The organism is Anaerohalosphaeraceae bacterium, from assembly GCA_037479115.1.
GTDB lineage: Bacteria > Planctomycetota > Phycisphaerae > Sedimentisphaerales > Anaerohalosphaeraceae > JAHDQI01.
Window position 1 is genome coordinate 45,182 of sequence record JBBFLK010000002.1, and the last position, 14,041, is coordinate 59,222.

Below are 14,041 nucleotides of genomic sequence, written 5' to 3' on the forward strand. Positions count from 1 at the left end.
TCTCCTTTTCCAACCAGCCGACTGAGCGGCTGCCTGGTGTTTTAGCGTTTTACGCGGGCGTTGCCTTCCCAGATGCTCCAAATCTGCTCTTCATCGGCCGGCTGTGCATAATCCGTCAGAAGGGTTGTCGCCAGGGCTCCGGCCGCCCAGCCGAATTGAACCCACTTGGCCGGTTCCCAGCCCTTTAAAATCGCATACAGCAGACCGCCGACAAACCCATCTCCCCCGCCGATGCGGTCCAGCACGGTGATTTCGCGGGGCTCAATCACATACCAGTCATTCCCCTCCGCCATAATCGCTCCCCACAAATGACGCTCGGTGCTGAGCACCTGCCGCAGCGTTGTGGCGAAAACGGATGCGTTCGGGAAGGTCTTCTTGACATTGGAAATCATCCCCTTGAAACTGTCAATCTTGGCGGCAATATCTTTGCCCCCTGCTTCCGGCCCTTCGATGCCGAGTGCCAGCTGGAAATCCTCTTCATTGCCGACCAGGATATCCGAAACCGATGCAATTTCCGTAAAGATGGCTCGCAATTCCTTTTCCCGATTCTTCCAGAATGAGGCCCGATAGTTCAGGTCAAAAGAAATCTTGGTCCCATACCGTTTGGCGGCGCGAGCAAGTTCCAGACAAAACTGCCCCGTCTCCGGCGAAAGCGCCCCAATCAGACCGGACATATGGATAATCTGCACCCCTTCTTTGCCGAACAGACGCTCCAAATCAAAATCCTTCACATTCAGCGTCCGCCCTACCTCGCCGGCCCGGTCATTGTGCACGCGAGGTCCGCGGCTGCCGTATCCGCTGTCGGCCAGATTGAACTGATGCCGGTACCCCCACGGCCCGCCCTGCGGGACTTCCTTGCCTTCATATTCCATATGACGAGAGGCCAGGTCATCTTTGATAAATTGGGCAATCGGGCTGTCTTTGACAAAGGTTGTCAAAACTTTGACGCGGAGTCCCAGGTAGGAGGAAACACTGGCAACATTCGTCTCGGCGCTGGTGGCCTGCATCATCAGCAGACGCGCACAATGCATCGGCTGACCGTTCAGCGGCGTCAAACGAACCCCCATACTGGTTGGAACAACGAGATGATACTGACAACCTTTTTTCAATTCGAGGCCCATGAAAATACCCTTTCCTTACCTAAAACACAGACAATTTTCTACGCCGATGTCTGGTCAGTTTGTACCGCAAAAAGACAGATTCATCAAGTCTTTTTTGACGGGAGAATCGGAAACAGGGACAATCGTTAAGCTGTCTTAACGAAAGGACTTAACTGGCGAAGGCGATGAATAATCGGCCCGATTTTCTCGCCGACAAAATCGACCTCCTGCTGGGTATTGAAACGGCTCAGACTGAACCGCACGGAGCCGTGAGCCGCCGTAAAGGGGACTCCCATCGCCCGCATTACATGAGAGGGCTCCAGAGAACCGGAGGTACAGGCCGAGCCGGAACTGGCACAAATGCCGTACTGATTGAGCATCATCAAAATCGATTCGCCTTCTACATATTCGAAGCTGACATTCAGGGTGTTCGGAAGCCGATTTTGACGGTCGCCGTTGACCATCGTATCCGGGCATGTCGCCAGAATTTTGGCCTCCAAACGGTCCCGAAGGGCCCGAACGCGCGTATTTTCATCCTCCATATATTCGCGAGCTAATTCGGCGGCTTTGCCCAAACCGATAATGCCCGGTACATTTTCCGTCCCTCCCCGCCGGCCCGCTTCCTGATGCCCTCCCAGAATAAAAGGCACCAGACGAACGCCGCGGCGGATATAAAGGACGCCGATTCCCTTGGGAGCGTGAAGTTTATGCCCGGACAGACTGAGCATGTCGATTGTGCTGTCTTTGAGATTCAGCGGAATTTTCCCGACGGCCTGCACCGCATCGGTATGAAATGGTACACCGCGAGCCCGGCAGAGAGCCCCGATTTCCTCAATCGGGAAAATCACACCGGTTTCATTGTTGGCATACATAATTGTCACCAGGGCCGTGTTGTCATCGAGCACCTCGGCCAGCTCATCCAGACTCAGCCGTCCCTGACGGTCAACAGATAATTCATAGATTTCATAACCGTGCTGCTCAAGATGACGGCAGGGACTTAAAATCGCCGGATGCTCAACGCGCGTTGTAATGATTTTTCGCTTGCGCGGATAGGCCGCCAGCGTGCCGTGTATCGCCGTATTGTCGCTTTCGGTGCCGCCGCTGGTAAACAGAATCTCATCGGGCTGGCAGCCGAGCAGCGCGGCAATCCGTTCACGGGCCTGCTGAATCTTCTTGGCTACACGGCCTCCGAAACTATGCATGCTGGAGGGATTGCCGTACCATTGCTCAAAATACGGCAGCATCTCTTCGACAACCGCCGGGTCCACCTTCGTAGTGGCATTGTTGTCCATATAAATGACCGAGTCCATCTTAACTCTCCTGATGGCTGTGAGGCCGCTGAGCGGCATCTGCCTCTTCTTCGACAATCAAATCCGGACTGACATATTCGTGAAGTTTGGCCTCGACGATTTCCTTCATCGTATAGTCGGCCAGTTTGCAGCTGGCACACATTCCGCGAAACGCCACAATCACACGGTTGCCGACCACATCAATCAATTCAATATCGCCGCCGTGAGCCCGCATGGCAGGCCGGACCTGTTCCCCGAGCACTTCCTGAATCAGCGCAATTTTCTGGATATTGGTCAGTTTCCGGGGCGGCGGCTCCGGAGCGGCGCGCAGCTGGCGTACCTTGTCCCCCTGAACTTCCTCAATCAGTTTCTCAATCTGTCCCCTGCATCCGCCGCATCCGCCTCCGGCTTTGCAGTAGTTCGTCACCTGTTCCACTGTGGTCAGATTGTTGTCTCGGACGACCCGGCGGATTTCCTCATCCGTAACACCGAAGCAGGTACAGACAATCTTCCCGCTCTTGACGGCGGGCGGAGCCCCTTTTCCTTTTGAGCGGTAGTAGGCAATGGCAGCCATCAGCGCCTCGTGGCCCATCACCGAGCAGTGCATCTTCTGTTCCGGAAGGCCGCCCAGCCGCTCGACAATATCCTTGTTGGTGATTTTTTCCGCTTCTTCAAGCGTCAGCCCCTTGACCATTTCCGTCAAAACAGACGAAGAGGCAATCGCACTGGCACAACCGAATGTCTGAAACTTGGCATCGGCAATCCGTCCGTCCGGGCCGAGCTTGAATGTAAACGTCAAGGCATCGCCGCAGGCCAGCGAACCGACCTCGCCGATGCCGTCCGGATTCTCAATCCGGCCGACATTTTTCGGATTCAGAAAATGTTCCATCACTTTATCGGTATAATCCCACATGGCTTATACTCCGCTTTTGAACGGATTAACCGTCTTTTACCCTTCCGGCAAAATTTCCATCATTCGCTCAAGGGCTTTTCGAGCCCTGTTTGCTACTGCTTCCGGCACCTCAACGCGGTACTGCATATCCTGCAGTGACCAGAGCAGTTTTTCCAGCGTGATTTTCTTCATATTCGGGCAAACGGCAAACTCGCTGATCGGCACAAATGTTTTCTCCGGATACTTTTTCCGAAGAGTATGCACAATACCTTCCTCGGTGGCAATGATAAACACGTTGGCTTTGCTCTGCCCGGCAAACCGAATCATTCCGCCGGTACTGAGCAGCTCGTCAGCCATTCGGCGGATTTCCGGGCCGCATTCCGGATGGGCCAGTACAAGGGCGTTCGGATACCGCTGCCGGGCTTTTTCAATATCTTCCGGGCTGATTTTTAAATGAGTCGGGCAATAGCCGGGCCACAGAATCAGCGAGCGTCCGGTTCGGTCCGCGACAAATTGTCCCAAATGCCGGTCCGGAACAAAAATAACCGGCCGGTCCTGCGGAAGCCGACTGACCAGCTGAACGGCGTTGCTGCTGGTACAGCAGTAATCACTGAGGGCCTTTACATCCGCCGGAGAGTTGACATAGCAAACTACGAGCGCATCCGGATGCTTCTGCTTAAGCAGTTCCAGCTGCTGGACCGTAATCATATCCGCCATCGGACAGCCGGCCGTAATATCCGGCAGAAGCACCGTCTTTTTCGGCGACAGAATGGCGGCTGTTTCCGCCATAAACAAAACACCGCAGAAGACAATCACATCGGCCTGGGTCTTGGAGGCCTGAATGCTCAGACCCAGGGAATCCCCGACGAAATCCGCAATATCCTGTATCGGTCCCGGCTGGTAATTATGAGCCAGAATCACCGCATTTCGCTTCTTTTTAAGGGTCTGAATGTGTTCTTCAAGTGTGCTCATCTTTTTTGCCCGTCTCAGACCTGGAACGGTTTCGGTTCCGCGTTACATACATGGATTCCGGCTTGGCCACCATCACGACCGCCCCCGGAGGCACCGATTCACGAATCCAGACATTTCCCCCGATCACAGCTCCTCGTCCGATGGTGATATCGCCGAGAATGGTGGCCTCTGCATACACCGTCACATCGTCTTCGAGCGTCGGATGACGCTTGCAGCCTCGAATCAGACGTCCTCGTTCATCCTTCGGAAAACTCAGGGCCCCGAGGGTAACGCCCTGATACAGTTTGACATTTTCCCCGATAATCGACGTCTCTCCAATGACAACCCCCGTGCCGTGGTCGATAAAAAAGCGTTTTCCAATTGTGGCACCGGGATGAATATCAATGCCTGTCTGGCTGTGGGCCCATTCGGAAATAATGCGGGGAATCAGCGGCACCTGCATCCGATACAGTTCATGCGCAATCCGATGGGCGGCTATTGCCGTAATAAACGGATAGCTGATGACGATTTCCTCCAGAGATTGAGCAGCCGGGTCCCCGTCATAGGCGGCCTGGACATCGGTCTTCAGGATGTTTCGAATCTCCGGAAGCCGTATCAAAAGCCGGTCCGTGCATTCCAGCGCCAGACGCGGACAATCGCAGGTCGGGCAGTCCGTCAGACGGCAGTTGTGACGCAGGGCCCGCTCGATTTGTTCCGACAGTTCGCGCCGAACGGCCAGCAGCAATTCATGCACCACAGAAAAGACGGTGGGACGCTTGACGGTTCGTTTGCCGGTATAGCCGGGGAAAAGAATCTCAAACAGGAGGTCAACCACATGGATAATACGCTCCCGGACCGGCAGGTTTTTTATGTCGATAAAGTTAATACCGGAATCGTCTTCATAGGTCTTGACGATTTGTTCGGCAACGGCGTCATAGTTGAATACAGGTTCAGAGTCCATGAGAAATTTCAAAGCTGAGCATATAAATCCGTGGACAGATACCGTTCTCCGGTATCGCACATAATGAAAACGATTGTCTTGCCGTCATTTTCCTTTTGTTTGGACAACTCTACGGCAACATGGCAGGCCGCTCCGGCACTGATGCCGGCCAAAATTCCCTCCATACGGGCCAGCAGACGTGAGGCGGCAAAGGCCTGCTCATTGGTAACAGTTATCACCTGATCATAGATTTTTGTATTCAGGACATCCGGAACAAACCCGGCCCCAATTCCCTGAATCTTATGGGGCCCCGGCTTTCCGCCGGAAAGAACGGGGGAATCGGCCGGTTCTACGGCTATCACTTTCAAATTCGGATTTCTCTTTTTGAGCACTTCGCCGCATCCGGTAATCGTCCCGCCGGTCCCGACACCGGACACCAGAATATCGACTTTGCCGCCGGTATCCTCCCAAATTTCCTCAGCCGTCGTCCGGCGGTGAATCTCCGGATTGGCCGGATTCTGGAACTGCTGGAGAATCAGAGAATTCGGAATCGTCTCCTTCAGCCGTTTGGCTTCCTGGATGGCGCCGGACATACCCAGAGAAGCCGGGGTCAGAACAATCTGCGCCCCCAGCATTGCCAACAGTTTCCGCCGCTCGATGCTCATCGATTCCGGCATAGTCAGAATCAGTTTATATCCCCGAGCTGCACAGACGAACGCCAAGCCGATACCGGTATTTCCGCTTGTGGGCTCAATCAGAGTCGTATCCTGATTCAGGAGTCCTTTTTCCTCCGCCGCCTGAATCATCGATACGGCAATTCTGTCTTTGACACTGTGGCAGGGGTTGAAGGACTCCATCTTGGCCAGGACAGTTCCATACGGTCCGACCATTCGATTCAACCGGACAAGAGGAGTGCGACCGACTGTTTTTGTAATATCTTCATAAATTCGGCCCATAAAGCACCTTATCTGCAGAGGATTAGATTTGGAAATTTTTTGCGTCCTTGTCTTGATTCGTCTGGTCAATCAAATCTTTCAGAGTGCGGGACGATAAAACTTTGCTGATGGCACTTTGAATCTCATTCCAGATTTGCCGTGTCGCACAATCCGTACAGTAGGGAGTAAATTGAGAATGTTCCAGACAGTCCACCGAAGAAATCGGGCCCTCCAGCGTAACAAAAATATCCTTTAGAAGAATTTCCTGCGGCGGTTTGGCCAGCATATAGCCGCCTCTGGGACCTCGTACACTCCGCACCAGGCCGGCGCTCTTGAGCATCGCAATCAGCTGCTCGAGATATTTGTTCGAAATGTCTTCTCGGTCTGCAATCGACTTAATCTGCAGGGGTCTTTTGCCGTACTCGAGAGCCAATTCGAGCATCGCCCGAATCCCATACCTTGTCCGCGACGACAGTTTCATAACATTCTCCTCTATTTTACAGTATTATAGTAGTTTTTCTCTATATACTTGAAAAAACTTTATTTGTGCGGTTAAAAATACAATATTCTGAATTGCATATCAAGAATACGGCCAATAACCGGAATTACCGGACACATTTATACTTATTTCCCCGATTTTGCTTGACAACGGAAGTGTTGTTTTGAAGATTGGAAGGAAGAAACGCTCCGAAAGACAGATTATGAAAATCGCCACATACAACGTCAATTCCATCCGAAGCCGAATCCAGTTAGTGAAAGACTGGCTCAAAAAACACAAACCGGATGTTCTCTGCATCCAGGAAACCAAAGTACAGGATGAGGAATTTCCCCTCCAAGAGTTCAAAGATTTCCGATATGAAATCATAATTCGCGGGCAAAAGAAGTACAACGGTGTCGCCATTTTCAGCCGATTTCCTTTAGAGGACATTGAACAGGAGCTGCCGGGCGACCCGCTCGGCGAGGCCCGTTTTTTGAAAGTCAGAATCGGCAAAATCGTGATTTTGAACACCTATATCCCTCAAGGCCAGGAAGTCGGAACAGAAAAGTTTCATTATAAATTAAAGTATTTTCATCTCCTGAAATCGTATTTTTCCTCCCATTTTCATCCCCAAAAAGATTTCGTCGTCTGGTGCGGCGATATGAATGCCGCCCTTGAACCCATAGACGTTTACGACCCAAAAGGGCTTTGGGGGCATGTTTGTTACTGCCGAGAGGTCAAAGAGGCGTTTGAAGACACCTTAAATTGGGGCTTTATAGACCTGTTTCGTCGCCATCATCCCGAACCCGGACATTATACATTTTGGGACTATCGGATACCGAATGCATTCAAACGGAATTTAGGATGGCGTCTCGATTACATTTTGGCAACCGAACCCCTTGCTAAAACCTGTACAGATTGCTGGATTGATTTGGAAGCGAGGAAGGCAGAAAAACCGAGTGATCATACGGTCCTGGCTGCCGAATTTGCCTTGTAAAAATAAACAAAGTCCTTTCTTGAAAAACTGTTAAAAAAGGATATCTTGTCTAATCTTTGTAAACCTGAAAACCAGAAAGACGATATAATTACCATAGGGAAACCAACAAACGATGGAACGAGACATTATTTGTCTTGAATAAGGTTGGTTTTTCTTTTTGAGAGCCTTGAAAAATATGGTACCTCCCACAATCTCCTATGAAGATTTTCATCATTTGATTGCTCGCCGCTCTGGAGCATTGTTTCGCGCCTCCGGCTTTTTAGTCGCCCACGGCCAGCATCCGAAAATTCTCACCCGGCCCCTGCTGGGCGAACTGCTGTTTCAATCGACCCAGCTGGAGGAGCTTCTGGATGCCTATGGGGCTCGAAACAATTCCAAATGGGAACGTTTCCGTTCTCTGATAGCTGCTATCAAATTGTTCTCTTACGTCAGCTACGAACTCCTTCATATCCAGCACAGTATCCCCGCCTACCGTCTGCTGGACATTGGAGAGGATTTTGAAAAGCATACCGTTGATGCCATCGCGTTTACGGAATCGATTCTGGTCGAAGCAACCCGTCGCCTCCTCGAAGAAGCCAGAAATCTTCACCTGCCGGTACCGGAGGTGGATTTGCCGGAAGAGTACTACAGCGAGAAACTGCCGCCCGGGCGGCTGCCGCATGATTTAGGAGCCCGGAAAATCGATGCCGTCTCTCAAACGATTTCGATGCTGGCGACATCTTTTCTGAACCTCTCGGCGGAATGCAAACAGTCTCTGCCGAAGGAATCCATGAAAGGCGATATGCAGCTGTGCGATTTTATTGGCCCGCTTCGGGAGGACAAGCTGCGCTCTTTTGAACTGCGTTTTCACAATCTTCAATCCCTTTACGACACCTACGTTTCCACCACGGAAACAGAAGGCGTGGACCCGGAAATTCCCGTGCTGCGGGGACATATCAGCGTAGTTCTTCATCTGCTCCGAACGGCCCGGGACTTCGCCCATTACATCGAACGGCATGCCGGTCCTTTCCGGGTTCATCTGCCGCCGGGGCGAAAGCGGCTGGTCGAACCGGAAGTGCTCCTGCAGGTGATGCTGAATTATTCAATTCATTTCGTCGTTCAGTACCTCAGCAGTGCCGAGAATCTGTGCCGGATGATGCTTCAGCGTTATACGGAAATCGGCAGCATTGAAGTACCGGTCCCGCCCTACCGCGGTTTTCACGTTCGCCCCTCCACCCTGATTGCCAACATCGTCCTCCATTACGGCAGTGAAGTGACAATGGAACTGGACGGCAAAAGCTATGACGCCAAGGCCCCCCTGCATTTGTTCCGCGCCAACGAGGAAATCAACGCACACAAGCGGCGCGATATCGCCAACGAAATCATCCGCATGAACCTCGTTCCGGAAACGACAGACGAGGATATCCCTTCGCTGATTCGCTCCATCCTGATGACCTTATCCGAATACAACAAACTGATTATCTATGAAAAGCCGCTTCACATTGAATCGCCGAAAACGACTCAGAATATCCCCCTGCTGAAACTGGTAATGGATGAAATTATCCGGCTGCAGGCGGCCGGCAAAATCGACATTTTTACCGATACAAAAGTCCGCTTTGTCGGAGACAAACGGGTTCTGGCCGACATTGAACTGCTGGCCAAACACGGGTACGGAGAGGACCTCTTCGGCAACAATATCCCCCTTCCGGAAGGGCTGGAATATCTCCGCTACTGCCGATAAAACTACACTTCAGACTCCGGAGATGATTCCTGCGGAGCTGTCTGTGCAGGTGTTTCAGCGGCGGCGGGTTCCTTCGGCTTGTCTTCAACCAGTTCCTCCAGCGGACGGAGCATTTCCTGCGCTTTGTAGGAAGGAATGATATAAATCCAGCCGTCATGTCTGGCGGTAAATGATTCGGCAGCATCCCGTGCCAGAAAGAGGGCTTCGCGCTCTTTGAGTTTTTCTTCAGATTCCGCCTGCTGCTGAACCTGCGGTTCCGGTCCCGTATAACGGGCCGACAGCCGTATATAATATTTGCCGTCCTGTTCCGCCAGACGAACTGTGTATACCAGATAATTTTTCACTTCACAAACATACGTGTTCAGAAATTTCAGCTCCGGCATTTTGGAGGCGGCGGCCACATCATCCGCCCGCAAATAGGTCAGAGCGGAAAAGGTCGTTTTGGCATTAACCTGCCGAACCTGTTTGCCTTCCGGCAGCGGTTCGAGAAGCAAATCATACGAATCCGTCTGGGGCTTCAGGGTATAACTGTGCTGATTGGGGTCAGTCACAGTCACACGAACAATTTTCTCCCGCTCCAGCTGGAGAATCTGGGCCTCGATATAATCCATCGCCCGTGTGGGAATATACGGTTCATCCGTCAGCCGATAGACATTCGGACTGTTAGTCGTTCGAACGGCGCTCACAGGGCGTGTCTGCTCACTGTTTGACTTGGATTCCGAAACCAGCAGACCGGTTATCGGCTTCTGGTCCGCCCCCAGGAACTCCACCCGCCAGCGGGCTGTGTCCTCTGTGACTCCAATCTGGGCATGATTAGCAGGATTGGAAGTAATCAGGGCGTCGGATGTTATGCGGATATCCAGACAGTTCGAAATCAGCGAATTGACCTTGCTCACATGGGCCGGATAACCGTCCTTTTCCCGAATCGTAAAACTGTTTCCGCTGCGGTCCAGGTGAATCGGACCGTCTGCAGTCTTGGATGCCACAACAATCGTCTGAATCCGGTCGAGGTCCAACCCTTCAATCAGCGGAAAAATCGTGACTTTCGGCGGGGTGTAATTGCGACTCAATCGAGAGGAGAGGATTGCACCCGCCGCCGCCAAAACCGCTGCTATCGCCAAAATCGCTACTTTCCGATCGTTCATCGCCGTTGACTCCCTGTCCAACTGGTTTTAAGAACGGTTAGGGTTCTCTCATATGCTGAATGGAATATCTGCGCTTCAGGGACCGATAAACCGCCAGCACCACCGCCGCCGTCAGCACCGCCAGCGGACCAGGCAGCGTGCAGAAATTCCGGATGCGGTTTTTGAGGGCTTCCTTATCGGCCACCTTTTTCATCTTGACGTCGCGCAGCCGCATTTCCGCCTGATGCAGTTTCAGTTCGATTTCCTTCTTCTCTTCGAGAATGGTTTTATTAATCAGCTCCCGTTCTTTGGATTCAAGCGCCCGCAGTTTTTCATTCAGCTGGGTCTCAAACCCCTTGATTTCCGCCATAATCCGGGCCTCTTCCTCCGCTGTCTTTTCCTCAGCGGCCCGTTCAATCCGGTCGACCCGTGTAAAGGGACGCTTATAGCCGCCGCGTGAACGCAGCCGAATTAAATCCGTAGAACCGGACAGCTCTTCCAAAGCATTCAGCACAAACGCCGCATTATTCCCCACGACGGCCAGCCCGAAAATCGTCTCCTGATAAGCCAGCACATCACTGAGAAAGTCCACGTCGGCCACCACGACAACCGCCGTCGGCTGACGGGCTTCGGACAGATGCTCTGAAGCCGGCTTGGTTTCTTCAGACGCAGATTCCTGCTTTTCTTCTTCTCCATTTTTCTCTTGATTGTCTTCCTTCGGAGGCCCATCCGGAAAAGCTGAGCGGAGGGTCCCCGTCACCCGATAGGCCAGAACCTGTTCTTCCGTACCGTCACGGAACCTCCGGAGAATATCCGCATAGTCCGGGTTTCGCAGTTCAAACGGATGCGATATCGTCCAGCTGTTTCCCTGTTTGGTGGTCATCATCAGAGGAACCAGCTCCAAATCCGCCGGCAGATTGGATGAATCCGTCTTTTTCTTCAAAACCCCCGGAAACCAGAACGTCACCTCATTCAGAGCCGCCGTCATCGGCACATTCTTGTTAAAACATCCGTAGGCCGCCGTCAGTTTCTGATACGGAATGATCTTAATCGGGCGTTCATTCGGCGACGGAGACCCGACTCCGGCCAGCATGCGGTCGCCGGCAAACGTATTGGCGGGCATCTCCAGCCCCCAGGCCGCCAGCAAATCATCCAGCGAGGAGGCGGCTTTGTGCTCCATTCCGTACTGCATCATCGCCGGGTCCGGCCGGTCCACCACGGAAAACGGGTCCAATGCAATGACGGCCCGCCCGCCTTTGAGAATATACTGGTCAATGGCATACCGGGTTTTCGCGGAAAGGTCCTTGGGGTGAATCACCAGCAGCAGGTCCACATCTCGGATTTCTTCCGTATCCGTCGGAATGGACCGCACTTCCGCATACAACTCCCGCAGCTGCCGGACCAGGCCCCAGGGCCCGCGCGGCCGCTGTCCCTGCATCCGCATCATCGCCGCCATATACCCGGACACATCATCCCCCATCACGGGCAGCGAGCTGAGAATGCCCACACGTGTCTTCGGCGGGTTGACGGCCGTATCAATCAGATAGGTGATATCATATTCGATAAAATTCTCCCGTTCGGGACTGAAAAACGGGATCGTCTTGGTCACTCCCAGTTCCGTTTGGGCTACCAGACCGAAGAAGAAGCTTTCCTCTTCGGTAATCGAAAACCGCTTCAGTCCGTAGCGGATAGCCGCCAGCTCTTCCTGGGAATAGGGACGGGGATCAATAATTTCCAGCTTAATTTTCCCGTTGGAATAGCGAACATATTCCTCCAGAAGAGCCCGGACATATTCATAATAAGCATTGAAAAAGCGAATCTGGTCCGGAGCGCTGAGGGTGGCTGTTTTGGTGTAATAAAGCCGAAGGGTCAGCGGCTGCTGCAGGGCCTGCAGGATATTTTTCGTGCCTTCCGAAAGGGTGTACAGTTTTTCCTGGGTCACATCAATCCGCCAGCTCCCGAAGAGCCGCTGGACAATCTGAACAGCCGACACGGCAATGACCAGAATCAACAATACGACGACAATCAGACGTATGGTTCGATTCATCAGTTCGCCTTCCTTTCTTCCAGAACATACATCGAGGCATACACCCAGGCCGCAATCAGAATCACAAAGTACGCGACATCCTTCACGGAAATAATGCCCCGCTGGATGGCATCAAACCGGATTTGAAAACTGAGGGATTCAATCAAAGAAAGCAGCGGCGCCGGCAGGGTTCCCGACAGATACTCGAGCGTGGAAGGCATGCCGGCATAGACAAGAATTCCGCAGGCCGCCACGGACAGGATAAAGCTGATGACCTGGTTCTTGGTAAGCGCGGAAAAAAACGCCCCGACGGCCAAAAACCCGCCGGCCATCAAAAAGGCCCCCAGATACCCGGCGGCAATCAGACCCGGGTCCGGCTCCCCCAGATAAAAGACCGCCGCGGGCATCGGAAATGTCAGCAGCAGGGCAATCGCCAGGAAAGTCCATGCGGCAAAAAACTTGCCCAAAACCGCCTGCGGAACCGTAATCGGCAGGGTCAGAAGCAGCTCAATCGAACCGGTCCGACGCTCCTCCGCCCACAGCCGCATCGCCGTCGAAGGAACCATGAAAACAAACAGCAGCGGAAGCATCTTGAAAAAGAGATTTAAATCCGCCTGCCGCACTTCAAAAAAACCTTCCCGAAACGGAAGATACCCCGCAAAAAACAGAAACACCACCAGAAAGACGTATGCAACGGGAGTGGAAAAGTATCCTTTTAATTCTCGTTTGAAGACTGCCCAAAAGCCGTTCATGGTCAGACTCCTTGCCTGTGCGGTTGACAATCTTCGGCCGTTAAGCCGTCTTTTTGCCCAGTGTAATCTTCCGGAAGACTTCTTCCAGCGTTCCGTGATAATCCGCCTGAAGTTTCTGCGGAGTTGAATCGGCCAGAATCCGTCCGCGTGCGATAATAATTGCCCGCGTGCAGATTTGCTCGACTTCTTCCAAAATATGGGTTGAAATGATGATGGCCTTCTCTTTGGCCATTTTTAAAATCAGGTCGCGCACCTCATGTTTCTGATTGGGGTCCAGACCGTCCGTGGGTTCATCCAGGATTAACACAGGGGGATTGTGAATCAGGGCCTGCGCCAGGCCGACGCGCCGCTTGTATCCTTTGGAGAGCGTATCAATGGTCTGATGATAAACCGTGCCGATGGAACACAGCGGGACAATTCGGTCGAGGGCCTCCCGGCGGGCTGCTCCTTTGAGCCCCCGTGCATCACAGACAAAATTCAGAAAGCCCGCTACCGTCATTTCCGGATAGGCCGGCGCATTTTCCGCCAGATATCCTATCGAACGGCGCACCTGCAGAGGCTGCTGGACAATATCATATCCGCAGACTTTGGCCGTACCGCTGTCGGGCGGCAGAAAACAGGCCAGCATTTTCATCGCCGTGCTCTTGCCCGCGCCGTTGGGGCCCAAAAAGCCGAGAATATCCCCTTTCTGAACCTGAAATGAAATACCGTCCACTGCTACAATCGGTCCGAATCTGCGGGTCAATTGCTGAACCTCAATCATCCCTTATACTCCCATTCATTCAGTTGATACAGAATTCACAGAATGGAGCCCGCCGCAGTCAAGCCCTCCAGGTA

13 protein-coding genes are annotated in these 14,041 nt (G+C 52.8%); 2 read left to right on the forward strand and 11 right to left on the reverse strand.

Annotation, left to right across the window (positions count from 1 at the left end; genetic code table 11):
• Positions 1-41 precede the first annotated feature (41 nt).
• From WHS88_01140 to WHS88_01170, 7 genes are all read right to left on the reverse strand, one after another.
• Complete coding sequence (locus WHS88_01140) at positions 42-1,121, reverse strand: sugar kinase (GenBank protein MEJ5258778.1); 1,080 nt, start codon at positions 1,119-1,121, stop codon at positions 42-44.
• Between the two features lie 125 nt (positions 1,122-1,246).
• On the reverse strand, positions 1,247-2,410 hold the full coding sequence (gene nifS / locus WHS88_01145) for a cysteine desulfurase NifS (GenBank protein MEJ5258779.1): 1,164 nt from the start codon (positions 2,408-2,410) through the stop codon (positions 1,247-1,249).
• A gap of 1 nt (position 2,411) precedes the next feature.
• Positions 2,412-3,302 carry a Fe-S cluster assembly protein NifU gene (nifU, locus tag WHS88_01150; GenBank protein MEJ5258780.1) on the reverse strand — a complete coding sequence of 297 codons (891 nt, stop codon included), beginning with the start codon at positions 3,300-3,302 and terminating at the stop codon, positions 2,412-2,414.
• Between the two features lie 36 nt (positions 3,303-3,338).
• On the reverse strand, positions 3,339-4,253 hold the full coding sequence (nadA, locus tag WHS88_01155) for a quinolinate synthase NadA (GenBank protein ID MEJ5258781.1): 915 nt from the start codon (positions 4,251-4,253) through the stop codon (positions 3,339-3,341).
• The gene (gene epsC, locus WHS88_01160) at positions 4,240-5,193 is read right to left on the reverse strand and encodes a serine O-acetyltransferase EpsC (GenBank protein MEJ5258782.1); all 954 of its coding nucleotides are present in this window, start codon (positions 5,191-5,193) and stop codon (positions 4,240-4,242) included. Before epsC ends, nadA begins: the two co-directional genes overlap by 14 nt.
• A gap of 8 nt (positions 5,194-5,201) precedes the next feature.
• Complete coding sequence (cysK, locus tag WHS88_01165) at positions 5,202-6,128, reverse strand: cysteine synthase A (GenBank protein MEJ5258783.1); 927 nt, start codon at positions 6,126-6,128, stop codon at positions 5,202-5,204.
• A 22-nt stretch (positions 6,129-6,150) separates the two neighbouring features.
• On the reverse strand, positions 6,151-6,588 hold the full coding sequence (locus WHS88_01170) for an Rrf2 family transcriptional regulator (protein MEJ5258784.1): 438 nt from the start codon (positions 6,586-6,588) through the stop codon (positions 6,151-6,153).
• 181 nt (positions 6,589-6,769) lie between these two features.
• On the opposite strand from WHS88_01170, the gene xth reads away from it, so the two are divergent.
• Positions 6,770-7,582 (forward strand): exodeoxyribonuclease III, encoded by an 813-nt coding sequence (gene xth / locus WHS88_01175; GenBank protein ID MEJ5258785.1) that lies wholly within the window; start codon positions 6,770-6,772, stop codon positions 7,580-7,582.
• Positions 7,583-7,757: 175 nt separating this feature from the next.
• Positions 7,758-9,302, forward strand: a complete 1,545-nt coding sequence (locus WHS88_01180; GenBank protein ID MEJ5258786.1) for a hypothetical protein — start codon at positions 7,758-7,760, stop codon at positions 9,300-9,302.
• A gap of 2 nt (positions 9,303-9,304) precedes the next feature.
• Here WHS88_01180 and WHS88_01185 read toward each other — a convergent pair whose 3' ends face one another.
• Genes WHS88_01185 through WHS88_01200 form a run of 4 tightly spaced genes read right to left on the reverse strand, consistent with a single transcriptional unit; the run spans position 9,305 to position 13,967 of the window.
• Positions 9,305-10,447, reverse strand: a complete 1,143-nt coding sequence (locus tag WHS88_01185) for a DUF4340 domain-containing protein (GenBank protein ID MEJ5258787.1) — start codon at positions 10,445-10,447, stop codon at positions 9,305-9,307.
• Between the two features lie 37 nt (positions 10,448-10,484).
• On the reverse strand, positions 10,485-12,473 hold the full coding sequence (locus tag WHS88_01190; protein MEJ5258788.1) for a GldG family protein: 1,989 nt from the start codon (positions 12,471-12,473) through the stop codon (positions 10,485-10,487).
• Positions 12,473-13,204 (reverse strand): ABC transporter permease, encoded by a 732-nt coding sequence (locus WHS88_01195; protein ID MEJ5258789.1) that lies wholly within the window; start codon positions 13,202-13,204, stop codon positions 12,473-12,475. Before WHS88_01195 ends, WHS88_01190 begins: the two co-directional genes overlap by 1 nt.
• Before the next feature lie 40 nt (positions 13,205-13,244).
• Positions 13,245-13,967, reverse strand: coding sequence for an ATP-binding cassette domain-containing protein (locus tag WHS88_01200; protein ID MEJ5258790.1), 723 nt, complete (start codon positions 13,965-13,967; stop codon positions 13,245-13,247).
• Between the last annotated feature and the right edge of the window lie 74 nt (positions 13,968-14,041).